The sequence below is a fragment of the Dactylosporangium sp. NPDC005572 genome, from assembly GCF_040605515.1.
Taxonomy (GTDB): domain Bacteria; phylum Actinomycetota; class Actinomycetes; order Mycobacteriales; family Micromonosporaceae; genus Dactylosporangium.
In genome coordinates this window covers 1-25,602 of record NZ_JBEXCY010000023.1, presented here as the reverse complement: position 1 = coordinate 25,602, position 25,602 = coordinate 1, and the positions used below count along the sequence as shown (strand labels likewise).

The 25,602-nt window shown below is 70.3% G+C and carries 20 protein-coding genes; 13 read left to right on the top strand and 7 right to left on the bottom strand.

The window, feature by feature from the left end; all coding sequences use genetic code 11:
- From ABZS66_RS14515 to ABZS66_RS14505, 3 genes are all read left to right on the top strand, one after another.
- The coding region (locus ABZS66_RS14515; protein ID WP_354757599.1) for a hypothetical protein at window positions 1–734 on the top strand (734 nt) is incomplete at its 5' end.
- 66 nt (window positions 735–800) lie between these two features.
- Complete coding sequence (locus tag ABZS66_RS14510) at window positions 801–2,096, top strand: CehA/McbA family metallohydrolase (protein ID WP_354757598.1); 1,296 nt, start codon at window positions 801–803, stop codon at window positions 2,094–2,096.
- 150 nt (window positions 2,097–2,246) lie between these two features.
- The gene (locus ABZS66_RS14505; protein WP_354757597.1) at window positions 2,247–2,612 is read left to right on the top strand and encodes a hypothetical protein; all 366 of its coding nucleotides are present in this window, start codon (window positions 2,247–2,249) and stop codon (window positions 2,610–2,612) included.
- 51 nt (window positions 2,613–2,663) lie between these two features.
- Here ABZS66_RS14505 and ABZS66_RS14500 read toward each other — a convergent pair whose 3' ends face one another.
- From ABZS66_RS14500 to ABZS66_RS14490, 3 genes are all read right to left on the bottom strand, one after another.
- Window positions 2,664–4,772, bottom strand: a complete 2,109-nt coding sequence (locus ABZS66_RS14500; RefSeq protein ID WP_354757596.1) for an EAL domain-containing protein — start codon at window positions 4,770–4,772, stop codon at window positions 2,664–2,666.
- Between the two features lie 14 nt (window positions 4,773–4,786).
- Window positions 4,787–5,596 carry an SAM-dependent methyltransferase gene (locus tag ABZS66_RS14495; RefSeq protein ID WP_354757595.1) on the bottom strand — a complete coding sequence of 270 codons (810 nt, stop codon included), beginning with the start codon at window positions 5,594–5,596 and terminating at the stop codon, window positions 4,787–4,789.
- A 91-nt stretch (window positions 5,597–5,687) separates the two neighbouring features.
- Window positions 5,688–7,532: a bifunctional metallophosphatase/5'-nucleotidase gene (locus tag ABZS66_RS14490; RefSeq protein WP_354757594.1), complete on the bottom strand. Its 1,845-nt coding sequence runs from the start codon at window positions 7,530–7,532 to the stop codon at window positions 5,688–5,690.
- A 209-nt stretch (window positions 7,533–7,741) separates the two neighbouring features.
- Between ABZS66_RS14490 and ABZS66_RS14485 the strand changes: the two genes are divergently transcribed.
- The 3 genes from ABZS66_RS14485 to ABZS66_RS14475 all read left to right on the top strand — a co-directional run bounded on the left by ABZS66_RS14485 (window position 7,742) and on the right by ABZS66_RS14475 (window position 11,298).
- Window positions 7,742–8,629, top strand: coding sequence for a glycoside hydrolase family 16 protein (locus tag ABZS66_RS14485; RefSeq protein WP_354757593.1), 888 nt, complete (start codon window positions 7,742–7,744; stop codon window positions 8,627–8,629).
- A 339-nt stretch (window positions 8,630–8,968) separates the two neighbouring features.
- Window positions 8,969–9,958, top strand: a complete 990-nt coding sequence (locus tag ABZS66_RS14480; RefSeq protein ID WP_354757592.1) for an NAD-dependent epimerase/dehydratase family protein — start codon at window positions 8,969–8,971, stop codon at window positions 9,956–9,958.
- A 416-nt stretch (window positions 9,959–10,374) separates the two neighbouring features.
- Complete coding sequence (locus ABZS66_RS14475) at window positions 10,375–11,298, top strand: sigma-70 family RNA polymerase sigma factor (protein ID WP_354757698.1); 924 nt, start codon at window positions 10,375–10,377, stop codon at window positions 11,296–11,298.
- A gap of 192 nt (window positions 11,299–11,490) precedes the next feature.
- Here ABZS66_RS14475 and ABZS66_RS14470 read toward each other — a convergent pair whose 3' ends face one another.
- Window positions 11,491–12,270 (bottom strand): methyltransferase domain-containing protein, encoded by a 780-nt coding sequence (locus tag ABZS66_RS14470; RefSeq protein WP_354757591.1) that lies wholly within the window; start codon window positions 12,268–12,270, stop codon window positions 11,491–11,493.
- A 59-nt stretch (window positions 12,271–12,329) separates the two neighbouring features.
- A complete protein-coding gene (locus tag ABZS66_RS14465; protein ID WP_354757590.1) occupies window positions 12,330–13,235 on the bottom strand; it encodes an NlpC/P60 family protein in 906 nt (301 codons plus the stop codon).
- 442 nt (window positions 13,236–13,677) lie between these two features.
- On the opposite strand from ABZS66_RS14465, the gene ABZS66_RS14460 reads away from it, so the two are divergent.
- From ABZS66_RS14460 to ABZS66_RS14430, 7 genes are all read left to right on the top strand, one after another.
- A complete protein-coding gene (locus ABZS66_RS14460) occupies window positions 13,678–14,421 on the top strand; it encodes an ABC transporter ATP-binding protein (RefSeq protein WP_354757696.1) in 744 nt (247 codons plus the stop codon).
- A gap of 10 nt (window positions 14,422–14,431) precedes the next feature.
- Entirely contained in the window at window positions 14,432–15,238 is an 807-nt protein-coding gene (locus ABZS66_RS14455; RefSeq protein WP_354757589.1) for an ABC transporter ATP-binding protein, read from the top strand.
- Window positions 15,235–17,058: an AMP-binding protein gene (locus ABZS66_RS14450; protein WP_354757588.1), complete on the top strand. Its 1,824-nt coding sequence runs from the start codon at window positions 15,235–15,237 to the stop codon at window positions 17,056–17,058. Before ABZS66_RS14455 ends, ABZS66_RS14450 begins: the two co-directional genes overlap by 4 nt.
- Window positions 17,055–17,942: a branched-chain amino acid ABC transporter permease gene (locus ABZS66_RS14445; RefSeq protein ID WP_354757587.1), complete on the top strand. Its 888-nt coding sequence runs from the start codon at window positions 17,055–17,057 to the stop codon at window positions 17,940–17,942. The genes ABZS66_RS14450 and ABZS66_RS14445 overlap by 4 nt, the downstream gene beginning before the upstream one ends.
- Window positions 17,939–19,039: a branched-chain amino acid ABC transporter permease gene (locus ABZS66_RS14440; RefSeq protein WP_238016042.1), complete on the top strand. Its 1,101-nt coding sequence runs from the start codon at window positions 17,939–17,941 to the stop codon at window positions 19,037–19,039. The genes ABZS66_RS14445 and ABZS66_RS14440 overlap by 4 nt, the downstream gene beginning before the upstream one ends.
- Window positions 19,040–19,076: 37 nt before the next feature.
- Window positions 19,077–20,381, top strand: a complete 1,305-nt coding sequence (locus ABZS66_RS14435) for an ABC transporter substrate-binding protein (protein ID WP_354757586.1) — start codon at window positions 19,077–19,079, stop codon at window positions 20,379–20,381.
- Between the two features lie 378 nt (window positions 20,382–20,759).
- Window positions 20,760–24,425 (top strand): PQQ-dependent sugar dehydrogenase, encoded by a 3,666-nt coding sequence (locus tag ABZS66_RS14430; protein WP_354757585.1) that lies wholly within the window; start codon window positions 20,760–20,762, stop codon window positions 24,423–24,425.
- A 47-nt stretch (window positions 24,426–24,472) separates the two neighbouring features.
- Here the strand turns inward: ABZS66_RS14430 and ABZS66_RS14425 are convergent, their stop codons facing one another.
- Window positions 24,473–25,318 (bottom strand): DUF5753 domain-containing protein, encoded by an 846-nt coding sequence (locus ABZS66_RS14425; protein ID WP_354757584.1) that lies wholly within the window; start codon window positions 25,316–25,318, stop codon window positions 24,473–24,475.
- A gap of 95 nt (window positions 25,319–25,413) precedes the next feature.
- Window positions 25,414–25,602, bottom strand: a 189-nt coding sequence (locus ABZS66_RS14420) for a hypothetical protein (RefSeq protein WP_354757583.1), incomplete at its 5' end; no start/stop codon positions are given.

Below are 25,602 nucleotides of genomic sequence, written 5' to 3'. Positions count from 1 at the left end.
GCGACTACGGCTCCGCCGGGCTCACGGAGGCGTCCGGGGCCGAGCGTGGACCGTCGTATTACGGCGGCGGTGCGGGCGACTACGGCTCCGCCGGGCTCACGGAGGCGTCCGGGGCCGAGCGTGGACCGTCCTACTACGGCGGCGGTGCGGGCGACTACGGCAACGCGGGGCTCGCCGAGGCCGGGTATGGGCAGGACGCCGCCCCATACGGCGCGGCCGGACTGGCCGAGGCGGACGCTCCCCACGGACCGGCCGACGGCGTGCCGACCGAGGTCGAGCGGGACGGGTCGGGCACCGTGTACCGGGCGAGCACGTACGGTGCCGGCGGCACCCCGGCCGCCCCGCCCACGCACGGCGGTGGGCTCGGTGGGCTGGTCGGCGACCAGAGCTGGTCAGAGCAGCCGGGGCAGTCGGGGCAGTCGGGGCAGCCAGTGCAGCCGTCGTCGTTCGGCGAGCGGCACGGGCTGGGGGCGCCGACGGACGGGTACCACACGCGGGTCGACTGGGACGGCGACGGGCGGTGGGACCAGCACACGTATGTCAACCGGTCGGACGGCGGCGTCAACATCATCGTCGACGCGGACGGCGACGGGCGCCCGGAGTTCGTCGGTCACGACACCAACCGGGACGGGCTGATCGACTCCGCCGAGGTGGACACGAACCGCGACGGGCGGATGGACGCGCGGTACGAGGACGTCGACGGCGACGGCTGGCTGGATCGGCGCACGCGCTGAGAATGTTCGCCCGGCGGACATGAACATGTTTCTATATATTGATGGTCGTCGCGTTGGCTGACGGTCATGAGTGACCACAGCCACGACCACTCTCACCCCCACCCGCACTCCCACCAGCAGGCCGAGGCCGACGGGATCGGGCGGCGCGGCCTGCTCGCCGGGGCCGCCGGCGCGGGCGGCCTGCTCCTGCTGGCCGCCGCACCCGGTCGCGCCGCCGCGGCGCCGGCCCGGCTCGCCGACAGCGCCACCGTCGCGACGGCGGGTGCGGCCGCCCTCACCGGCGCGTCGCGGGCGTCCGCGATCACGCAGGGCACCACGCTGGTGCACGCCGACATGCACAACCACACCGTGATGTCCGACGGCGACGGCGACCCGAACCTCGCCTTCGCCTCGATGCGCTCGGCCGGCCTCGACGTCGCCGCCCTGACCGACCACGCGACGCTGTTCTCGATCAGCGGGCTGTCGAAGTCGGAGTGGGACCGCACCGGCACGCTGGCCAACGCCGCCGACGACCCCGGCAACTACACCGCGATCCGCGGCTTCGAGTGGTCGCACCCGCTGCTCGGCCACGTCAACGTCTGGGGTACCGCCGGCTTCACCGACCTGGGCGGCTCGAGCAACATGGGCGGCCTGTACAACTGGATCGTCAACAACGGCGGTGTCGCGAGCTTCAACCACCCGGGTCGCGAGATCGCCCGCTTCGGCAACTTCTCGTACACCGCGGCCGCCCGCGACGCGATGGTCAGCCTGGAGATGTTCAACCGCGGCGACGACTACCTCTTCGACGGCTGGTCGGACGGCCGCACGTCGGCGCTCAACGCCTGCCTCAACGCCGGCTGGCGGACGGGCCTGAGCGGCGTGTCGGACGAGCACGGTACCAACTGGGGCTTCCCCGAGGGCAAGGGCCGGATGGGACTGTGGGTGACCCAGAACACCCGCGCCGGCGTCTTCGAGGCCATGCGCGCCCGCCGCTTCTTCGCCACCCGCGTCTCCGGCCTGCGCCTGGACGCGACGGCGACCACCCCGTCGGGCGTGGTGGCCCGCATGGGCGGCGCCCTCCCGCTGTCCCGCGGCGACGTGCGCTTCGCGGTCGACCTCAACCGCGGCCCGGAGTGGGACGGCAAGCCCCTGCGCATCCAGGTCCTCCGCCCCGGCTCGACGGCCCCGACGGTCCCGCTGGTCGTCGACACGGTCGCCAACACGGTGGCCACGTTCACGCTCCCGCTGGACGTGGCGGCCGGCAACTGGGTGGTCCTGCGCATCTCCGACCCGACCCAGGCGAACCCGAGCCCGGGCCCGAACGCCCACCCCTGCAACGACTTCGGCGTGGCCTACTCCAGCCCCTGGTGGCTCCAGCCGTAACCGATCGAATCGGCACAAAACGACCGGCCGGGGCGCAACCGGCCGGCCGTCGCCGTCCCCGAAGGGGCACGTGGCACGTTTCGGGGAGCAGGGGGCATCCGGGCGGCCCTACCGTTGCATGGGTAGACGGACCGACGCCTGGAGCAGGACATGAGCGACTATGAGCTCGACTGGGGCAGCGAGGACGGCCTCCACGTCGACCACGACGGTGGAGTCGACCATGTCTTCGGCGACCACCAGTTCGACCAGCAGCACGACCAGCACGACCAGTTTGATCACGCGGTGGAGGCCGACGGGCCCGACGACGTCACCGGGGTGTTCGAGATCGACGGGGACGTCGAGGACGAGCCGCTGGACGGGGGCGACGACGACGTCGACCTGCCCGACTGGCAGCTCGACCCCGACTTCACCACCGGACACTACGACATGATCGGGGCGGACCCCCACGAAGATGACATGTGGTCGCAGTTCATGACCGACATGCATGATGAAGTGAATCCCTACGCCGCCAACTAGGCGAGCTTGATGCCGAGCGCGGCGGCCGTGTGGCACGTCGCCTGAAGGTAATCAGGCGAGCTTGATCGCCGAGGCGGGGCCGGGGCTCGCGTAATACCAGCCCTGAGCGGTGTCGCAGCCGAGGGCCTGGAGACGGCCGGCCTGTTCGGCGGTCTCCACGCCCTCGGCCGTGACGCTCAGCTTCAGCGCGTGGGCCAGGCCGATCACGGCCGCCACGATCTGCTCGTCCACCGGGTCCGGGCGCTCCGGCGGGCGCAGCCCGGCCACGAACGAGCCGGCCAGCTTCAGGCTGTGCACCGGTAGGTGGCGCAGGTAGGCGAAGTTCGAGTAGCCCGTGCCGAAGTCGTCGATGGCGATGCGCGGGCCCAGGTCGGCGAGCGCGTTGAGGGCCTCGGTGGGCTCGCCGCCGGTACCCATGACCGCACTTTCGGTCAGTTCCAGCTGGAGCCGCTCCGGAGCCAGCCCGGTCTGCTCCAGGATCGCCTTGACGTCGCGGACGATCGTGCGGTCGCGCATCTGGCGCACCGCCAGGTTCACGCTCATGAGCGGGGCCTTGTCCGGCGCGGTGCGGTGCCACTCCGCAGCCTGCTTGCAGGCCTCGTGCAGCACCCAGCGGCCCAGCGGGACGATCAGGCCCGTCTCCTCGGCCATGCCGATGAACGCGTCCGGGCCGAGCACCCCGAAGCGCGGGTGCCGCCAGCGGACCAGCGCCTCGACGCCCATGATGCGGGCGTCGGAGAGGCGGACGAGCGGCTGGTACTCGACGAAGAACTCGCGCCGCTCCAGCGCGGCCGGCATGCTCGCCGACAGCTCGTACCGCTTGACCTCCCGCGCGTGCCGCTCCGCGTCGAACAGCGCGAGGCGGTTGCGGCCGTCGGCCTTCGCCCAGTACAGCGTGGTGTCGGCGGCCTTCATCAGCTCGCCCGTGCTCGTGCCCTGCAGCGGCTGCTCGACCACGCCGATGCTGGCCGAGATGCTGATCTCGTGTCCGCCGACATGGACCGGCGCCCGGACGGTGTCGAGGGCCTTCTCGGCGACCGACACGACCTGCTCGATGTCGGCCGAGTTCTCGATCAGCACCACGAACTCGTCGCCGCCCATCCGCGCGACCAGCTGGCCCTCGCCGGTGATCGACCGGGCGAGCCGGCGCGCGACGGTCTGCAGCAGCTGGTCGCCGACGTCGTGGCCGAGCGTGTCGTTGATGACCTTGAACCCGTCGACGTCGAGGTAGCAGACGCCGACGCGGGCGTCGCCGGACGCGTCCGTGAGCAGCTCCGCGAGCCGGTCGAAGAACAGCGTGCGGTTCGGCAACTGGGTCAGCGGGTCGTGCAGGGCCTGGTGGCGGAGCCGGACCTGGAGCAGGTGGCGCTCGGTGATGTCCTCGAACATGGCGACGAGCCAGCGCGGCCGGTCCTCGTCGTCGCGGATCACCGAGGCGACCAGGTCGGTCCAGACCCGGTGCCCGTCCTTGTGGATGTAGGGCTTCTCGATCCGGACCTGCTCGCGCCGGCCGGCGAAGAGGTCCGCGAAGAGTTCGGCCGCCGACGGCGGGTCGTCCGGCAGTACGAAATCCTCGAACGACATCGCGAGCAGCTCCTCGGCCGTGTAGCCGAGCATGTCGCACAGCGCCTGGTTGACCTCGATGATGTGCCCGTCGACGGTGCTGACACTCATGCCGATCGCCGCGCCGGCGAAGATCGCGCGGAACCGCGCGTCGCTGACCCGCCGGCCCTCCTCGGCCCGGGCCTGCGACCACAGCGCCGCGGTGCGGATCTCCTCCTGCTCCTCGAGGACGCGGTCGCGCAGGGCCAGGGCGTAGCCGGCCGCGAGCGCGCCCTGGATCTGCGCGATGCGGCGGGCGGGCGCGTTGCCGAACTGCTCGCTGAGCACGGCCATCGTGCGCTCGAGCGTCATGGGCTCGGTGAAGTGGGCCGCGACCAGCGTGGAGCCGACCTCGCGCATGTCGACGGGGTCGAAGACCTCGGCCGTCAGGGCGTGGATGATGCGTGTCGACAGGCTGGTGAGGAAGTCCTGTACCTCCAGGCCGCCCATCGACACGTAACTCGTGCCGGCTACGGCCAGTGACCAGGCGCGTGCCATCCGTTCGGCAGCGCGGTGCGGACGGTCCCACGACGTCGGCGTGGAGCTGAGAGCGGTCATGATGGAGGGCGCCACTAGTCCTTGCGGGCGACAGCGGCGAAGCCGAGCGCTTCACCTTCGGGGACGGTCGCGCCGTCCCGCTCCGGCCGCCAGTCCCACGGCGAGACGATGCCCGGGTCGAGCGGAGTGAGGTCGCCCAGGAGCCGCTCGACCTGCTGCCGGGTGCGCAGGATCAGCGGGTTGGGCGACTTGCGGTACATCTCCTCGGCCTCGGCCTCGGCGGGCGTGAGCTCGCGGTCGAGCCCGGCGTGGGAGAGCACGACGTGACTGCCCGGGACCCCGGCGGCTGCGTAGCCGGCGACGATCTCGGCCGGGTGGTCCTCGTCGGGCACGAAGTGCAGCACGGCGACGAGCAGGAAGGCGACCGGCCGGCTGAAGTCGAGCAGCCCGCGCACCTGCGGCTGGGCCAGCACGTCGGCCGGGTTGCGCAGGTCGCCGGCGACGACCGCGGTGCCCGGCACGTCGGCGAGGATCAACCGGCTGTGCGCGACCGCGACCGGGTCGTGGTCGACGTAGACGACCTTGGCGTCGGTGATGCCGGCGTCGGCGAGCACCTCGTGGACGTTGCCGACGGTCGGGATGCCCGAGCCGAGGTCGAGGAACTGGCGGATGCCGAGGTCGGCCAGCGTCGCCACGGCGCGGCGCAGGAACGCCCGGTTGCTGCGGACCAGCGGGACGACCGACGGCATGGCCTTGAGGACCTGCTCGGCGAAGGCGCGGTCGGCGGCGAAGTTGTGCGAGCCGCCGAGGTAGTAGTCATAGACGCGGGCCACGCTCGGACGCTCGGAGTCGACGTCTGCGGGGGCCCAGCTCGGTCGCTCCACAGATCAACACTCCTCGAAAAAAGTCGGCGTCGCCGAGCATACGTGTGGGCGAGCGGGAGTAAAACCCGCCGCTCGCCCACACGGGTACTGATCAGGCGATACGCGTGATGCGGTTCTGCGGGCCGGGCGAGACCGGCGCCGCGCCGAGGTGCGCCACGAGCGCGTCGACGTCGAAGCCCGGAGCGGTGACGCGGCCGGTGCCCTTCGCCAGGTTGGTGAACCCGTCACCACCGTTGGCGAGGAAGTCGTTCGTCGTCACCAGGTACGACGCCGCCGGGTCGATCGGCGTGCCGTTGAGCCGGATGTCGCTGACCTTCGAGCCGGCCGCCGCGGAGGCGCTGTAGGTGTAGGTCAGGCCGGCCGACACCTGCAGGATGCGCTGGACGGTCTGCCCGCCGAAGCCGACGAACTGCTGCTCCAGCACGTCCTTGAGCTGGGCGCCGGTGAACGACTGCGTCACGACCAGGTTGTTGAACGGCTGGACCGTGAAGCACTCGCCGTAGGTCACCTGACCCGGCGCCTCGCCGCCGGGCGAGTTGGCGTACGTGATGGCCGCCCGGATGCCGCCCGGGTTCATGAGCGCGATCTGTGCGCCGGCCGACTGGGTGTAGGCCAGCTGTGCGTCGGCGATCACGTCGCCCATCGAGGACTCGCCGGCGGCGGTCGTCGACGTGGTGATGTCGGCGGTCACGCTGCCGACGACCCGGTTGGCGATCGGTGCGACGGCGGTGCGGTACTTGTCGGCGATCTTCTTGATCTTCGGGTCGACCAGGTCCGGGTTGCGGACCGGGACGCCGTTCTCGATCTTCCAGGTGCCGTCCGGGTTCTTCACGCCGTTCTCGACGATCACGTTCGTGGCCGTCGCGTCGACGAACTTGCGGGTCTTCTTGTCGAGCGTGACGCGGACGTCGGTGACGAGCGTGCCGGCCGTGCCCGCGCTGGTGACGAGCGTGCTGGCGCCGGACGAGTTCGGCAGCTCACACGTGTAGAAGCGGTGCGTGTGGCCGGAGATCACGACGCCGTACGCCGGGTCGAGACCCTTGACGATGTCGGTGATCGGGCCGGCGAAGTTGGCGCAGCCGGACGGGTCCAGCGGCGCGGGCGGGCTGGACTGGGCGCCACCCTCGTGGATCACGAGCACCATGGAGCGGATGCCGAGCCACTTGAGGATGGTGGAGTACTGGTTGGCGGTCTCGACCTCGTCCTTGAAGTCGACGCTCTTGATGCCGGCCGGGTTGACGATGCCCGGCGTGGCCTCGAGCGTCATGCCGACGTACGCGACCGGGACGCCCTCGTAGAAGCGGATCGTGAACGGCAGCAGGATCGGCAGGCCGTTCGACTTGTTGGTGACGTTGGCGGCGAGGTACGGGAAGTTCGCACCCGAGAACCCGTCGCCGTCCTGGCACCCGTCGGTCGGGTGGCAGCCGCCGAACTGGATGCGCTTGAGCTCGGTGACGCCCTCGTCGAACTCGTGGTTGCCGACCGAGGAGAGGTCGACGCCCATCTTGTTCAGGACCTCGATCGCCGGCTCGTCGTGGAACGCGGCGCTGACCAGCGGCGTCGCACCGATGCTGTCACCGGCGACCACCGTGTCGCTGTCGCGGACGCCGGCCTGCGCGGCGGCGTTGCGCAGCTTGGTCAGGTACGTGCTGAGGTACTCGGCGCCGCCCGCGGGCGTGCCGTTGATGAGCCCGCCACTGCCGGTCGGCGGGTCGATGTTGCCGTGGAAGTCGTTGAACCCGAGAATCTGGGCCGTGGTGGTCTTGCCCGTCTTCTGGGTGAACGAGACCTTGGCCGGGGTGAGTGGCGTCCACCGATCGGTGCTTTCGGCGGTACCGGTCTTGGCCAGGGGTAACAGGGCGACGACCGCGACGGCGAGAGCCGGCACCGCGAGGTGCTGCGCAAATCGCCAGCCGCGAGCGCGGGGCTGGGCCATGATCTCTCCTTTTGGAAGGACGCATGCGTCGATCGCCATCCTTCCGTGATCGTCGATCCTGCGCGAGCGTCCGCGGTCGACAGCTGCGTGTCCTCAGGGTTACAGCGAGGGTCGCTCGCCCGATCGGTGCCCGCTTTGCACCGGTCAGGCGGTCGATATCGACGATCTGCAACCCTGTGCATCCGCTAGGTATCCGGTAGGTTGCGAGCGTGTACCCCTCGGTGCCCGCCCGGCTGACGGCGCTGCTCGCCGTCGCCGTGACCACCGTGTTTGCCGCTCCCGCCCCGGCACGGGCCGGCGACCCGGTCGGCTGGACGCCGTTCTTCTCCGACTCGTTCGACGACGCCGGCATACTGCCGCCGGCGTGCATCGCCTTCGAGGACAGCACGTCGTTCCGGCGCGAGGCGGTCACGGTCTCGGACGGGCGGCTGCGGCTGGCCCTGCGCCGCGCCGGCGGCGCCTACGTCACCGGCGAGCTGCAGTGCCCCGGGGTGGCCCAGCAGTACGGCCGCTACGAGTTCCGCGCCCGGGTCCCGGTCGGCGCGGGGATCGAGTCGATGGTGCTGCTGCGGCCGATGGACGGCGCCGCCGCGGACCACGCGTCGGAGCTGTCGCTGACCACCTTGGGCGAGCAGGACCGGGCCTTCGTCAGCAACGGTGATGGCCGCGGTACCTCCACGAGGACGCTGACCGGGAACTTCCGCGACTGGCATGTGTACGTGATCGAGTGGGCGCCGTCGGGCTTCCGGGTGACGGTCGACGGCACCGAACGGCTGGCCGACCCCGCGGTCTCCACCGCGCTGCGCTGGTTCGGCTTCGCGGTCACGGCCGGCACGCCGGCCCCGTCGACGTCCCTGCCGGCCGAGTTCCAGGTCGACTACCTGCGCGTCTGGGCCTTCACTCCGGTCGCCTCGGCCCCGCCGCCGTCCGCCGCGCCGTCGATTGTGGATGGCGCGTTCCGTCCGCCCGGCGGGCCCGGGCACGGCTGGTCGATGTGGCTGGGCGTTGCTGCGGCGGCGATGGTCGGCATGGCGCTGGCCGCCCTGGTGGTCCACAAGACCCGCCCGCACCGCCCGCCGCCGTCGCACCGCCGCTGACGCACCGACCTTGATGCATCAGTCTTGATGTATCGCTTCGGATGCATCGACGCTGGCGCGTTGACGCTGGCGCTGGCGCGCTGATCGCGCCAACCTTGATGCATCAGCCTTGATGCATCAGTTCTGATGCGTTACTTCGGATGTATCGGCCTTGATGCGCCGTCTTGATCCATCGGACCTGATCCATCGGACCTGATCCATCAGATCCGATGCATCAAGGCTGATGCATCAAGGCTGATGTGCCACCAGGCCGCGGCCACCGTCGTTGTTCGCCTCGGGCGGATCCGCCGCGCGCGAACGGGCCCGCCGCCCGCCGCGGCGAGCACCGAGGATCGGGCGATGAAGATCCTTGTTCTCGGAGGAACCATGTTCCTCGGGCGGGCCGTCGCCCGCCAGGCCCGCGACGCCGGACACGACGTCGTGTGTGCCGCCCGCGGCGAGTCCGGCCAGCCCGTCGAGGGTGTCGCGTTCGTCCGCGTCGACCGGGACCGGCCCGACGGGCTCGACGCGCTCGACGGCACCTTCGACGCGGTCGTCGACGTCGGGCGCAAGCCGAGCCACGTCCGGCACGCCGTCGCGGCGCTGCGGGGCCGGGCCGGGCACTACACGTTCGTGTCGAGCGGCTCGGTCTACGCCGACGCGGCCACCCCGGGCCAGACCGTGGCGACCGCCCCGGTCATGGCGCCGGCCGAGCCGGGCTTCGACGATCCGTCGGTCGACGCGGAAGCGTACGGCCGCTGCAAGGTCACCTGTGAGCAGTTCGTCACGGCCACGTTCGGTACCGACGCATCCTTCATCTGCCGGGCGGGGCTCATCGTCGGCCCGGAAGACCCGAGCGGGCGCTTCGACTACTGGGTGCGACGACACGCGCGCGGGGGTGAAATCCTGGCGCCCGGTGCGCCCGAGGATCGCGTCCAGGTCGTCGACGCGCGCGACCTCGCCGACTGGATCATCCAGGCGGCCGAACGCGGGCTGGCCGGCACGCTCGACGGAATCAGTGCCTCGGTCAGCCGCCAGGAGTTCCACCGGGCGCTGGCCGAGGGCGCGCCGTCGGTGCACGAGCTGACCTGGGTCCCGCAGGAGTTCCTGGTGGAGCGGGAGGTGGCGCCCTGGTCGGGGCCGCGGTCGCTGCCGTTGTGGCTGCTGCTGCCGGAGTTCGCCGGGTTCCTGACCCGGGACGCCGGCCCGTCACTGGCGGCCGGGCTGCGGACCCGCCCGCTGGCCGAGACGGTGGCCGATACACGCGTCGCGCTGCGTGACGAACCGCACAGAATCGGGCTGACCGAGGAGGAGGAAGCCGGGCTGTTGCGGGAATGGCACGCCCAATAGGTGGTGGGCGGCGTCACCCGGTCGGCATATCGACAGGTCACGAGGCGCGTCGATTTCTCATCCTTGAGCGCGTTTTGCCTGTCGTCGGGCCGACTGTTGCCGATGAACCCCGGCGATCCCGGGCCCAGCTGCCGCCGTTCCCAGGGAACTCACAGCGAGTTTAGGCGTCTGACGGGCAGGAATACCACGTATCACTTGTTGCAACCGAAGCGAACCGGAGCAGCCTCCAGAGCGTCTAGGTAAGTGGTGCAGCTCTCAGGGGTCGTCACCGTATCGCCCCTGTGGGCGGAATTCGGAACGACATCTGACTGTTGTGTAGGGGGCATACCCGGGGGGCACCCGTTTTAGCAGGGTGAAACGGGGAAGGCGAAGGATGGACGGGGAGGGGCCCGAAGGTGGAGAACGTGAAAGTGGAGATGCGACCCGACACCGGTGCCGAGGAGCGGGACCTTGTCGGCGTGTACCTGCATGAGATCTCCCGCACGCCGCTGCTCGACGCCGCTTCTGAGGTCGAGCTGTCCAAGGCGGTCGAGGCCGGGCTCTACGCCGAGCACCTGCTCGAGTCCGAGCAGCTGCCCGACGGGGTGACCGCCGCTGAGCTGCAGAAGCTGGTCGCCGAGGGTGAGCGCGCGAAGGACCGGTTCATCCGGGCCAACCTGCGGCTGGTGGTCTCGATCGCCCGTCGCTACGTGCGGTCCGGCATGCCGATGCTCGACCTCATCCAGGAGGGCAACACCGGCCTCGTGCGGGCGGTCGAGAAGTTCGACTACGTGCGCGGATACAAGTTCTCGACATATGCCACGTGGTGGATCCGCCAGGCGATCAGCCGGGCGATCGCGCAGCAGGAGCGCACGGTCCGGCTGCCCGTCCACCTCGTGGAGGACGTCAACCGGATGCGCAACGTCGCGCGTCAGCTCACCCGCGAGCTGGGCAACGAGCCGGAGCCGGAGCAGTTGGCCACCGCGCTCGGCGTGCCGGTCGAGCGGGTTCACGAGCTCATGCGGTGGTCGCAGGACACCGTTTCGCTGGACACCCCGGTGGGTGACGACGGCGACACCAACCTGGGCGACCTGGTGGCCGACTCCGACGCCCCGTCGCCGGAGGACGTCGTCCTGGCCGCGCTGGAGCGCCAGCGGATCGAGGGCCTGCTCAACCACCTGGACGACCGCTCGGCGGGCATCATGCGCGCCCGCTACGGCCTGGAGGACGGCCGCGAGCACTCGCTGACCGAAGTGGCGACCCGCTTCTCCCTGTCTCGCGAGCGCATCCGCCAGCTGGAGATCCAGGCCCTGGGCCGGCTTCGGGAGCTGGCTCGCGCCGAGGGCCTCCAGGCCGCATAACGCCACATAACCCCCAACACCTACGACTCGAAACGCCCCGGCCGGGCTCGCTGGCCGGGGCGTTCGCCTGTTTGCCGCCTCCGCAGGCGGCGGGGTGAGCGCGGCCGGGCGTGTGGGCCGCGTCCCTCCATGATCGCGAAGGGTTTTCGCACCGTGGGGTGGCAATAGCCTTCGTGATCATAGTGGCGAGCGTCAGGAGCGGTGGGCCACCACGAACAGGCGGGGGAATGGCAGGACCGTGCCGAAGGGGTGGCGTTGGTAGGCCTTCCGGAGCGCCGCCGCCATCTCCGCCCGGAAGTCGGCCAGATCCGTTCCCGCCAGAGCGTCGAAGTACGGCCGCAGGCCCGTCCCGCTGAACCACTCCAGCACCGGATCCTCGCCCGGCAGCACGTGGTGGTACGTCGTCTCCCAGGCGTCCACCGAGAGGCCGGCGCCGGCCAGGATGCCGATGTACTCCGAGGCTGACAGCACCGGGCTGCTTGCCCGCGGGCTCGTGCCGGACAGCGCCGAGGACAGCAGCGGGGCCCAGCGTGGGGAGGACGCCACCTGCTCGATCGCCTCCGCGCCGACCGTCGGCACCTGGAAGGCCAGCGTGCCGCCGTCGTCCAGGGCCGCCGCCAGCACCGGCAGCAGCGTGGCGTGGTCGCCGACCCACTGCAAGGAGGCGTTGGCCACGATGACGTCGAGCGATCCCCGCGCCGGTTGGAACGCGCCGATGTCGCCCAGCTGGAAGCGGAGCTGCGGGCTCGCCAGCGGTGCGGCGGCCGCGATCATGTCGGGGGAGGAGTCGATGCCGAGGACCGCCGCGTCCGGGTAGCGGGCGGCGAGCGTCGCGGTCATCGTGCCCGGGCCGCAGCCGAGGTCGACGACCGCGACCGCTGAGCGGGTCGGGATGCGGGCCACCAGTTCGTGGAAGGGCCGGGCCCGCTCGTCGGCGAACCTGCTGTACTGCTGCGGATCCCACGAACTCATGCGCTCAATCATGAAGGGCCGCCCCGCGCGAACGCGGAGCGGCCCTGTCAACGAGCGGATCAGCCCTTGACGCGCCCGTACCCGTAGATCGTGTTACCCATGTCGACCTTCACCCGGGTCACCGTCCGCCCGGCGGCCGGAGCATGGATGACCTCGCCGCCGCCGATGTAGATGGCGACGTGACCGAGGCTGTTGTAGAACACCAGGTCACCCGGTGCCAGGTCGGACCGCGAGATGTGCGCGACCTCCCGCCACTGTGTCGCTGCACTGTGGGAGAGCGTCACGCCGGCTTGCTTCCACGCCATCTTCGTCAGGCCGGAGCAGTCGAGCCCCGGCTTGGAGGTGGTGTTCTCGCCGCCGAACTTGTACGGGATGCCGATCGCGTTGTAGGCGTAGTTCACCGCGGCGCTCGCCCTGCCCGAGACCGCCGGCGGCGGGCCCTTCTTGACCGGCGGCGCGGTGACCTTCTTCTTGAGCTGGTCGAGCTTGGCCATGTCCGTCTCGAGGGACTTCTTCTTCGCCTCGATCTCGGTCTTCTGGGCCGTCTGCGTGGCGAGCGTCTGGTTGAGGTTCGCCTTCGCGGACTTGAGCTCGTCCAGCGTGCGCTGCTGCCGGCGAGCGAACTCGTCCAGCGTGCCCATCTGGTCGACCAGCGAGTCGGACGAGGACGCGCGCAGCAGGACCGACAGGTTCCGCAGCCGGTTGCCGGTCTTGAACGACTCGATCGCGATGCTCTGAGCGCTTTCGGTGGCCTTTGCGAGGTCCGTCTCCAGGCTGGCCACCTTGGCCTGGGAGTCGGCGAGCGTGACGTTCATCTGGTTCCACTGTTCGACCACCAGTTCGAGCTCGGCGCCCTGCTTCTGCAGCTGGGCCTCGATCTCGGCGGCGGTCGGATCGGCGTGCGCTACCGTCGCCGGCGCCATCACGATGAGTGACGCTGCGCCGGCCAACAGGGTCCGCAGCACCGATCGACGAACGCGGTGTCCTTTGGACAACGAAGGACCCTTCCAGCAACTGCCGCCTACGAGTCCGGGGCTGGACGAGGCGGCGCTTGCCCGGCGCCGCCCCGGTTGGGCGACGGACGGCCAGGCTCTAGCAAACAAGGAGCCAACCTATCGGCAGTCACGAGATCGCGAAACCCGTCCGTCCGTATCGACAGGTATTACCCTAAAGGTCCGAATCACCCGCCGTCGTAAGTCCACATCGGACGGTTATATCGACTTGGCCAACGGTGTTGACTGACACACATTTGGGGCTTGATTCTGCTCTGAGAACAGGTTAAATACACGTAACTTCATACACCGACGATGCAAAAAGTTTGGCCCACATGCCCACCCCCGGAGCACCCCCCGGAGGAGCCGCCCAGTGTTACGGGTCCAGAACCTTGAGGTCGTCTACGACGACGTGATGTTGGTCCTGCGCGGCGTCAGCCTCGCCGTCCCCCCAGGCCGGATCGTCGCGCTGCTCGGCGCGAACGGCGCCGGCAAGACCACCCTGTTGCGGGCCCTCTCCGGCCTGCTCGACGTGCACGACGGCACGGTCACCAAGGGTGCCGTGACGCTCGACGACCGCCCGATCCACCGCCTCCGCCCGTCCGCCATCGTGCGGCGCGGCCTGACCCAGGTCATGGAGGGCCGGCGGACGTTCGCCGAGCTGACCGTCGAGGAGAACCTGCGCCTTGGCGCACACACCCGGCGGCGCGGCCGGGCCGAGGCGCTCGAGCGGATGTACGGGCTGTTCCCGGTGCTCAAGGAGCGCCGCGGCAGCATCGCCGGCTACCTCTCCGGCGGTGAGCAGCAGATGCTCGCCATGGGCCGCGCGCTCATGTCCGAGCCGAAGTACCTGCTGCTCGACGAGCCGAGCCTCGGCCTCGCCCCACGCTTGGTGGAGCAGGTCCGGGACCTGATCGTCGAGATCAACCGCGGCGGCACCAGCGTGCTGCTGGTCGAGCAGAACGCCACGATGGCGCTGTCCATCGCCGAGCACGGCTACGTGTTGGAGAACGGCAAGGTCGTGCTCGACAAGCCGGCCGCCGAGCTGCTCGCCGACGAGGACATCCGGGAGTTCTACCTGGGGCTGCGCACCGAGGGCACGACGAAGACCTTCCGCGACGTGAAGCACTACAAGCGCCGCAAGCGCTGGCTGTCATAGGGGAACCCAGATGACCCAGGTCCAGACCCCACCGGCGCAGGTGCGCACCGCGCCGGCCGTGCTCAGCTTCGACGACGTCCACCTGAGCTTCGCGGGCGTCAAGGCGGTCAACGGCGTGTCCTTCACCGTCGGCCGCAACGAGCTCTTCGCCGTCATCGGCCCGAACGGCGCGGGCAAGACGTCCATCTTCAACGTGATCTCCGGGGTGTACCGCCCGCAGCAGGGCCGGGTCACGCTCGACGACCGCGAGATCACCGGCATGCGGCCCGACCGGGTCGCCGCGCTCGGCGTGGCCCGGACGTTCCAGAACGTGGAGCTCTTCCAGCACCTGACCGTGGTGGAGAACCTCATGCTGGGGCGGCACCACCACATCAGGTACGGCACGCTCGCCGCGATCGCCTGGGTGGGCCGCGCCCGGAGGCAGGAGATCGCCCACCGGGCGGTCGTCGAGGACATCGTCGACTTCCTGGAGCTCGCCCAGTGGCGCCGGCTGCCGGTCGGCCTGCTGCCCTACGGCGTGCAGAAGCGGGTCGAGCTCGGCCGGGCGCTCGCCATGGAGCCCAAGCTGCTGCTGCTCGACGAGCCGGTCGCCGGGATGAACCTGGAGGAGACCGAGGACATGGCCCGCTACATCCTCGACATCCGCGAGGAGATGTCGATCCCGATGATCCTCGTCGAGCACGACATGGGGCTCGTCATGGACCTCGCCGACCGGGTGCTCGTGGTGGACTTCGGCACCCCGGTCGCGCTCGGCACCCCCAAGGAGGTCCAGAACCACCCGGACGTCCTGCGCGCGTACCTCGGGGAGGCGAAATGACCATCGCGACCCTGGTGCGCGACCGCGCCAAGGCGACGCCCGCGACCGTGGCCATGCGCGAGAAGCAGCTCGGCATCTGGCAGGAGATCACCTGGGGCGAGTACTGGGACACCGCCGAGACGGTCGCCCACGCCCTGCTGGCCCTGGGCATCGAGCCCGGTGACCGGGTCGCGATCCAGTCGGAGAACCGGCCCGAGTGGCTGTTCACCGACGTCGCCGCGGTCGCCGTGCGCGGCTCGACGGTCGGGCTCTACCCGACCAACCCGGCCGAGGAGGTGCGCTACCTGCTCGAGCACTCCGGCGCGCGGATCCTCTTCGCGGAGGACCAGGAGCAGGTCGACAAGGCGCTGGAGGTCATCGACGACTGCCCCGCCCTGGAGCGGGTCGTGTTCATCGAGCCGCGGGGGATCCTGCACCGGTACGACCACCCCAAGCTCATCGCCTGGAAGGACCTCCTCGCGCTGGGCACCGGTCACCGGGCCGAGCACCCGGAGGCGGTCGCCGAGCGGATGGCGGCCTCGACGCCGGCCGACGTGGCCACGCTGGTCTACACGTCCGGCACCACCGGCCGGCCCAAGGGCGCGATGCTCACCGTCGCCAACGTGGACTTCGCCATCGAAACGCTCGTCGCCGGCGGCGGGTTCGCCTCGCCGCCGCCCGGGCCGGACGACCTCACGCTGTCGTACCTGCCGCTGTGCCACGTCGCGGAGCGGGTCTTCACGGTGTGGTTCAACGCGTCGTCGGCGGTGGTCGTGCACTTCGGCGAGTCGATCGCGACCGTGCAGGCGGACCTTCGTGAGGTACAACCGACGATCCTCTTCGGCGTCCCGCGCATCTGGGAGAAGATGCTCGCCGGGGTCACCGTCCGGCTGTCCGGCGCGTCCCGGTTCAAGCGGGCCAACGCGCGGCTCTGGCTCAAGGCCGCCGACCGGATCGGCACGACGCTCGCCGCGAACGGCGGCCGGCACACCGCGGGCAGCCGCGTGCTGTACGCGGTCGGCTGGCTGCTCTGCTACCGGGCCCTGCGCGAGCGCATCGGCGTGCGGCGGGTGCGGTACGCGGCCAGCGGCGCCGCGCCGATCGCGCCCGACGTCCTGAAGTTCTTCATGGGCATCGGCGTGCCGATGCACGAGCTGTACGGGATGACCGAGAACACCGCGGTGGCCACCGGCAACCGGCCGGGCCGGGTGAAGATCGGCACGGTGGGGGAGGCCCAGGGCGGGGTCGAGATCCGCATCGCCGACGACGGCGAGATCCAGACCCGCCACCCGGGCACGTTCGCCGGGTACTACAACGACCCCGAGGCCACCGCCCGCGCCATGACGGCCGACGGCTGGCTGCGCACCGGCGACGTCGGCGAGCTCGTCGGCGGCACGCATCTGCGGATCACCGACCGCGCGAAGGACATCATCATCACCTCGGGCGGCAAGAACGTCGCGCCGAGCGAGATCGAGAACGCGCTCAAGGCGTCGCCGTACGTCAAGGAGGCGATCGTCATCGGCGACCGCCGCGCGTACCTCACCGCCCTCGTCGGCATCGAGCTCGACACGGTCGGCGAGTGGGCCCAGCGGCACGGCCTCGGCTATACGACCTACCGCGACCTGAGCAACAAGCCCGAGGTCGTCGCCCTGATCCAGAAGGTCGTCGACGACGTCAACGCCAAGCACAACCCGGTGGAGCAGGTGAAGACGTTCCGCATGCTGCCCAAGGAACTCGACCACGAGGACGGTGAGTTGACCGCCACCCAGAAGGTCAAGCGCGGCTCGATCGCGACGCTGTTCGCCGAGCTCGTCGACGACATGTACCGGAGCAAGGCGTGAAGGACGTCCTCGAGAGCATCCTGCGGGGCATTGGCACGGGCAGCGTCTACGCGCTGCTGGGCCTCGGATTCGTGATCATCTACAAGGCCACCCGGGTCATCTCGTTCGCCCAGCCGGCGTTCATGCTGGCCGGCGCGGTCCTGGTCACCTACCTGGTCAAGCCGCTCGGGTTCTTCGTGGCGCTGGTGGTGGCCGCGTTGGTCACCGGCGCGCTGGCCCTGGGCGTCGAGCGGCTCGCGGTGCGGCCGATGATCGGCCGGCCGGTGTTCACCGTCGCGATCATCACGCTCGGCATCGACATCGCCGTCCGGGTCGTCGTCAACGCCCTCATCGGCCTCGACGTGCGGCACGTCGGCGACCCGTGGGGCCTGGACACGTGGAAGCTGCCCGGCGGCATCCTCATCGAGCAGCGGCACGTCGCCATGGTCGTCACGACCGCGGTGCTCATCGCCGGCCTGTTCCTGTTCTTCCGGTACACCCGGACCGGCCTCGCGATGCGGGCCGCCTCCTACGACCAGGAGGCCGCCCTCGCCCAGGGCGTCAGCGTCGGCGCGGTGTTCGCGCTGTCGTGGGCGCTGGCCGGGGCCCTCGCCGCGGTGGCCGGCACGTTCGCCGCGGTCGGCGGCAGCGTGAGCGAGTCGCTGTGGCTGGTCGCGCTGACCGCGCTGCCGGTGATCATCCTCGGCGGCCTCGACTCGCTGCCCGGCGCCGTCGTCGGCGGGCTGGTCGTCGGCGTGGTCCAGGAGGTCACCGCCACCTACCAGGGCGACTTCCCCTGGCTGGGCGGCAACTTCTCGGTCGTCACGCCGTACGTCGTGATGCTGCTGATCCTGCTCGTGCGCCCCTACGGCCTGTTCGGCACCCGGGAGGTCGAAAGGGTATGAGGAACCGCCCGCTGCTGCGCACCTCCTACGGTCAGGAGGTCGCGCTCCTCGACACGACCAGCAAGCGCGTCGCCGTCGGCGGCCTGCTCGTGGTCGCCTTCGCCCTGCCCTGGCTGGTCCAGGACGAGATGCTCCAGCTGCTCGGCGTCGCCTGCGTCACCGCGGTCGGCGCGATCGGGCTCAACATCGTCACCGGCCTGGCCGGACAGGTGTCCCTCGGCCACGCGTTCTTCCTGGCGATCGGCGCCTACACGGCGGCCGCCCTGGCCGGTGACCCGGAGGGCCGCACGATCGGCTTCGGCATCACCGAGGTGCTGATCTGGCTGCCCGCGGCCGGGCTCGCGGCGGCGGTGGCCGGCGTCCTGGTGGCCCCGCTCGCCACCCGCCTGCGCGGCCTGTACCTCGCCATCGTCACGCTCGGCCTGGTCTTCATCGGCGCCCACGTGATCAACGAGTGGTCGGAGCTCACCGGCGGTCCCGGTGTCGGCCGCCAGCCCCCGGCGCCGTCGCTGCTGGGCTACGACCTCAACACCACTGACGCATTCCTCACACGGGATCAGAAGTTGTACCTCCTGATGCTCGTGCTGCTGGTTCTCGCGGCTCTCACGGCGCGCAACCTGGCGCGTTCGCGAGTGGGCCGGGCCTTCACCGCGATCCGGGACCGCGACATCGCGGCCGGCGTGATCGGGGTGAACCTGGCCAGGTACAAGACGGTGGCCTTCGGGGTGTCGTCGTTCTACGCCGGCTGCGCCGGTGCGCTGCTGTACGTCGGGGCGGGCTACTTCGACCCGACCTCCTTCAACCTGCTGCTGTCGGTGCAGTACATCGCCATGATCCTCATCGGCGGTGCGGGCACCGTGAGCGGCGCCGTCCTGGGCGCCTTCCTGATCACGCTGCTGCCGCGGCTGACCCGGGAGGTCCCGTCGTTCCTTCCGTTCATCAGCAACTCCCCCGTGGAGTCGCCCAATGCCTATCAGCTGGAGACCGTTCTCTACGGCGTGTTGATCATCGTGTTCCTGATCTTCGAGCCGCGCGGTCTCTTCGGCATCTGGATACGCCTCCGCAACTACTGGAAGGCCTGGCCGTTCTCGTACTGACCTCCTCCTCCCGACACCCCTACGAAGGAGCTCCTCAATGAAGAGGTTGGGTGCCATCACCCTGGCCGCGGTGCTCGCCATCGGCGGGCTCACGGCCTGCCGCGGCGGCGACTCCGACAACGGAGACACGTCGTCGTCCGGCGGCCCGAAGGTCGACGTCGGCATCACCAAGGAACCCTGCCCCAAGTCCGAGCACAAGGACCGTGGCTGCATCTACCTCGGCATCATCTCCGACCTGACCGTCGGCCCGTTCAAGGCGCTCGCCGTGCCGATCACCGAGGCGCAGAAGGCGTTCTGGAAGCGGGTCAACACCCAGGGCGGCATCGGCGGCTACGACGTCGACGCCGAGACCTACGTGCGGGACAACAAGTACAACCCGCAGACCCACAACGAGGTCTACCAGGAGATCAAGGGCAAGGTGCTGGCGCTCGCGCAGAGCCTCGGCTCCCCGACGACGGCCGCGATCCTCGGCGACATGAAGGCGAACAACGTGCTGGCCGCCCCCGCGGCGTGGACGTCCGCCTACGCGTTCGAGGACAACATCCTCGAGTCCGGCGCCAACTACTGCATCGAGTCGATGAACGCCGTCGACTACGCGAACGAGACCTTCAAGCCCAAGACGGTCATGGCCGTCCACCTGGCCGGTGACTACGGCGACGACGCCGCCGCCGGCACGAAGATCGCCGCCGAGAAGCTCGGCCTGAAGTTCATCGACGTCAAGACCGACTCCGGCACCGACAAGCAGGCCGGCGCGGTCACCGCCATCGTGACGCAGAAGCCCGACCTGGTCATCGTCACCGCCGGCCCGGCCGACGTCGCGGCCATCGTCGGTGGCGCCGCCCAGCGCGGCTTCACCGGCAAGTTCATCGGCACCAGCCCGACCTGGAACCCGGGCCTGCTCCAGTCGCCGGCCGCCCCGGCGCTGAAGGCCCTGTACCTCCAGTCGTCCCCGTGGAAGACCTTCTCCACCGACTCGCCCGGCCACAAGGCCATGCGCGACGCGCTCGGCTCGTCGATCACCCCGAACGACGGCTACACCTCGGGCTGGGTCTGGTCGTACCCGCTGCTGGCCGCCCTCAAGAAGGCTCAGGCCGACGGCGACCTGACCCGGGCCGGCCTGCTCAAGGCGGCGAAGTCGCTGACCAAGGTCGACTACGAGGGCATGCTGCCCGACGGCGCCGGCAACTACGCCGGCGGCGCGGACGGCATCTTCCGCCAGACGCTCATCTACAACCCGGCCGCCCAGACCAGCCCGACGGACATCCCCCTGGTGAAGGACTACTTCACGGGCCCGACGGCGAAGGACTACAAGCTCGACAAGCCCTGCTACGAGAAGCTGTAAACACCGCCACGCCCTAGCCCGCGATCTTGGAGTTGTGGTCCCCGCCATGTCCGTCCATGTCGGACAAATCCCGGACCACAACTCCAAGATCGCGCGGGTCTGGGAGGGCGGCGCGGGTGAGCGCACGGCGGCCGAGCGGAGGGCGGCCCCGGCCGCGCGATGATGCTGGTGTCGGTCGATCGGTTCGACTTTGGCCCGGACGGTGTCCAATGTGGAGCGGTTCGGACCGGATCATCCTGATCATGGTCGGAAACGCGACAGTTACTCGCGTCGGTACCGGCCGGTAGGCTGTCGCAATTTCAGCGGGTGCAGGGAACCCCCCGCTGCCTCGGCCTCACCCTCCGGAGAGGACGGTCCATGTCGATACCTCGACGAACCGTGCGCGCTTTCCTGGCCTCCGCCCTCATGGCCAGCATCTTCGTGCCGATCGCCGGTGGGCAGCCGGCCGCCGCCGGGACGCTGCCCAGCGGTTTTCAGGAGCAGACCGTCTACAGCGGGCTCACGAACCCCACGAACATCGAGTTCTCGCCGGACGGCCGCGTGTTCGTCGCCGAGAAGCGCGGGATCATCAAGGTCTTCGACAGCCTGTCGGACCCGACCCCGGACACCTTCGCCGACCTGCGCACCAACGTGCACGACCAGTGGGACCGCGGCCTGCTCGGCATGGCGCTGGCGCCCGGCTTCCCCACCAACCCCTGGGTCTACGTCCTGTACACGTACGACGCGGTGCCCGGCGGCACGGCGCCACGGTGGAACGACGTCTGCGCCGACGCCAACAACGGCACGTGCGTGGTGACCGGCCGGCTGTCCCGCCTGCAGGCCAACGGCAACCAGATGACCGGCTCGGAGCAGGTGCTCATCACCGACTGGTGCCAGCAGTTCCCCAGCCACTCGATCGGCGACCTGCACTTCGGGGCCGACGGCGCGCTCTACGCCTCCTCCGGTGACGGCGCCAGCTTCAGCGCCACCGACTACGGCCAGTTCGCGGGCAACCCGTGCGCCGACCCGCCGGGCGGCACGATGAGCCCGCCGACCGCCGAGGGCGGAGCGCTGCGCTCCCAGGACGTGCGGACCACCGGCGACGCGACGCAGCTCAACGGCACGATCATCCGCATCGACCCGAACACGGGCGCGGCCCTGCCGAACAACCCGTTCGCCGCCTCGGCCGACGCCAACGCGCGGCGCATCGTCGCCTACGGCATGCGCAACCCGTTCCGGTTCACCATGCGCCCCGGCACCAACGAGGTGTGGAGCGGCGAGGTCGGCTGGAACACCTACGAGGAGATCAACCGGGTGGCCAACCCGACCGGCACGCCGGTCGGCAACTACGGCTGGCCGTGCATCGAGGGCCCGTCGGCCCAGGGCGGCTACGACGGCGCGAACCTCAACCTGTGTGAGCCGATGTACGGCGCGAGCCCGTCGGTGCCCAACGTCCAGCCGTACTACGCCTGGAACCACGCCTCCAAGGTCGTCGCCGGCGAGACGTGCCCCAGCGGCGGCTCCTCGTCGTCGGGCGTCGCCTTCTACCCGGACAGCGGCCCCTACCCGGCCGCCTACCGTGGCGCGCTGTTCTTCTCCGACTACTCCCGCGACTGCATCTGGGCGATGATGCCGGGCAGCAACGGCCTGCCGAACAACGCCAACATCGTGACGTTCGACGCCGGCGCCGCGAACCCGGTCGACCTGGCCATCGGCCCGGGCAACGAGCTCTACTACGTCGACCTCGGCGGCACCGTGCGGCGGATCCGGTACTTCAACGGCAACCAGCCCCCGGTCGCCGCCATCACCGCCGACCGCACGTCCGGCGGGTCCCCGCTGACCGTGAACTTCGACGGCTCGACGTCCGACGACGCCGACCCGGCCGACCAGGGCCTGCTGCAGTACCAGTGGGACTTCACCAACGACGGCACGTTCGACACCGGCGCGCCGTCGACGAACCCGAAGGCCACCTACACCTACACCAACCCCGGCACGTACACCGCACGGCTGCGGGTCACCGACACGCTGGGCGCGACGAACGACAAGACGTTGACCATCACCGCCGGCAACGACGCGCCGACGGCGTTCATCGACACCCCGGCGAGCACGCTCACCTGGGCGGTCGGCAACTCGATCAGCTTCACCGGCCACGCCACCGACCCGCAGCAGGGCACCCTGCCGGCGTCGGCGCTGAGCTGGACGATCGTCCTGCACCACTGCTCGTCGCCGGGCGTGTGCCACGAGCACCCGATGCAGACCCTCAACGGCGTCGCGGGCGGCACGCTCACCGCGCCCGACCACGAGTACCCGTCGTACCTCGAGTTCCGCATGACGGCGACCGACGCGGGCGGGCTGACCAGCACCACCACGGTCAACGTCGAGCCGAAGACGGTCGACCTGACGTTCGCCTCCAACCCGGCCGGCCTCCAGCTGACCGTGGGCGCGACGAGCGGCGTGGCGCCGTTCACCCGTACCGTCATCCAGGGCTCGACGAACACCGTCAGCGCGCCGACCCCGCAGAGCCTGTTGAACGTGCCGCACGCGTTCACCGGCTGGTCGGACGGCGGCGCGCAGACCCACGTGGTGACGGCGCCGACGACCGACCGCACGTACACGGCGAGCTACGCGGCCTCGTGCTCGGACAGCTTCGGCTACACGTGCTCGGCCTCGGCACGGACGTTCGTCCCGGCCGACGGCACGGTGCTGCCACTGACCGGTGACGACAACCTGACCCAGGTCACGCTGCCGTTCGGGTTCAAGTTCTACGGCACGACCTACACCTCGGCCTGGGTCGACACCAACGGCCGGCTGAGCTTCGCCAACCAGGGCGTCTCGGCCACCGAGCACGGGGCGATCCCGTCGGCGGCCCTGCCGAACTCGACCGTCTACGCCTACTGGTCGGACCTGGTCGTCGACGGCTCGGCGAGCGTGCGGACGGCCGTGCTGGGCACCGCGCCCAACCGGCAGTTCGTCGTCGAGTGGCGCAACGCCTACCAGTACGGCTTCACCTCGCGCCGGCTGAACGTCGAGGCGATCCTGTACGAGAACGGTGACGTCGTGACCAACTACGGCGGCATCGACAACACCGCGGAGGCGGGCGCGTCGGCCACGGTCGGCATCGAGAACGCCACCGGTACGGTCGGCCTGCAGTACTCGAACAACACCTCGGCCCTGCAGAACGGCATCGCGGTGCTGTTCAAGTCGCCGGGTGGCGGGTCTGAGCCGCCTCCCGTGACGGGCACGGTCACCGGCACCGTCACCAACCAGGGCACCGGCACGGCGGTGTCGGGCGCGACGGTCACGCTGAGCCCGGGTGGTACCTCCACCACCACCGCGGCGAACGGAACGTACACCTTCACCAACGTGGCGGCGGGCTCCTACACCGTCAGCGCCTCGGTCGGGTCGGGTGGCGCCTGCGGCGGCGGCGGGGCGAGCGCACCGGTGACGGTGAGCTCCGGCACGTCGACCGTGAACCTGGCGCTCACCCAGGGTGCCGACGCGTTCGGCTACACCTGCGCCGACGGCACCCGGGCGTTCATCGACGCCGACACGCCGCTCACCCTGACCGGCGACGACAACATCGTCCAGGTCACGACGCCGTTCCCGGTCAAGCTGTACGGGCAGACGTACAACTCGGCCTGGATCGACACCAACGGCAAGGTCAGCTTCCTCAACCCGGGTGCGTCGAACGCCGACCACACGACGCTGCCGACCACCGCGGCGCCGAACGCCACGGCCTACCCGTTCTGGTCGGACCTGGTGGTCGACGGCTCGTCCAGCGTCCGGACCGGCGTGATCGGCACCGCGCCGAGCCGGGCGTACGTGGTGGAGTGGCGCAACGTGTTCATCTACGGCAACACGTCACGCCGGCTGACGTTCGAGGCGGTCTTCTACGAGAACGGCGACGTCGCGTTCGCGTACAAGGAGCTCGACAACGCCTTCGAGCAGGGCAGCAACGCGACCGTCGGCATCGAGAACGCCGGCGGCACGATCGCCTACCAGTACTCCAACAACCAGCCCACGCTGCAGAGCGGCAAGGGCGTCCTGTTCCACCCGCCCGCGTGACGGGCGGCGGGCCCGGCCTCCTGTGCAGGGGGCCGGGCCCGCACCCCTCAGCCGCGCTTTAACTCGCCCGCGACCTGGCGCATGAACTCGATGGACGCGTCGTGGGCCAGGGCCCGCTCCGAGATGCGCCGCAGGATCTCCCGGTGGCTCGCGACCACCTCGGGCTCCTCGACGAGCAGCCCCTGCCGGTAGAGGATGGCGTCGTCGGCGCCGAACTCCAGCAGGGTGAACTCGCCCTCCCAGCCGGCGTGGAACCCGGCGTTGAGCGGCATGATCCGCACGTCCGCGTACGGGCGCTGGGCGAACTCGATGGCGTGCCCGATCTGGTCCACGAGCAGCGCCTCGTCGTGCGGTACCGGCTGGCGGCGCAGCACCGACTCGTCCAGCACGGTGAGGAAGCTCGGTGGCTGCTCGCGACCGAGCAGCTCCTCCTGCCGCCGCATCCGGAACTCCACCCGCCGCTCGACCACCGGCGACTCGACCTCGTCGTCGATGGTGCTCGTGGCGGCCGCGTACCGCCGGGTCTGCATGATCGCCGGGAACATGACCGGGGCGAACTCGCCCACGGCCACGGCCTCGGCCTCGAAGCCCACGTAGGTGAGCAACTGCATGGGCAGGCTCGCCCGGTACTCGTCCCACCACATCCGCCGCTTCGCGGCGCGGGCGAGCTCCAGCAGGTCGTCGACCATCTTGCTGTCGTGGACGCGGTAGTAGGCCAGGAGGCTGCGCAGGTCGCTCACCGAGATGGCCACGGTGCCGTTCTCGATGCGGATGAGTTTGGACAGCGACCACTCCATCTCGGCGGCCACCAGGTCCTGGGTCAGCTCACGCTCGCGCCTGAGTCGCCGCAGCTCGGCCCGGAGGCGGCGCTTGCCCACGATAGGCCCGCTCATGGTCCATCACCCCAATCGCGTACAAATGGCATCGCCCCGGTCGAGGGCTCCGCGTTTCTACCCGATTTGCGGCAGATGCACCCAGTGCTTTTCGATCAGCGTGGCGCGTGCGCGGCCAGGAAGATCTCGGCCATCACGCCGGCCGGATCGCCCGGACCGGTCGAGGCGGCGGCCCGGCCACCGGTCAGCTGCGCCATCCCGGTCAGCGTGGTCGCGTGGCCCGCCTGGACGCTCGTCGACCACACCCTCGACCTGCTGCGCCGCCGCTGCGACGCTGGTACCGC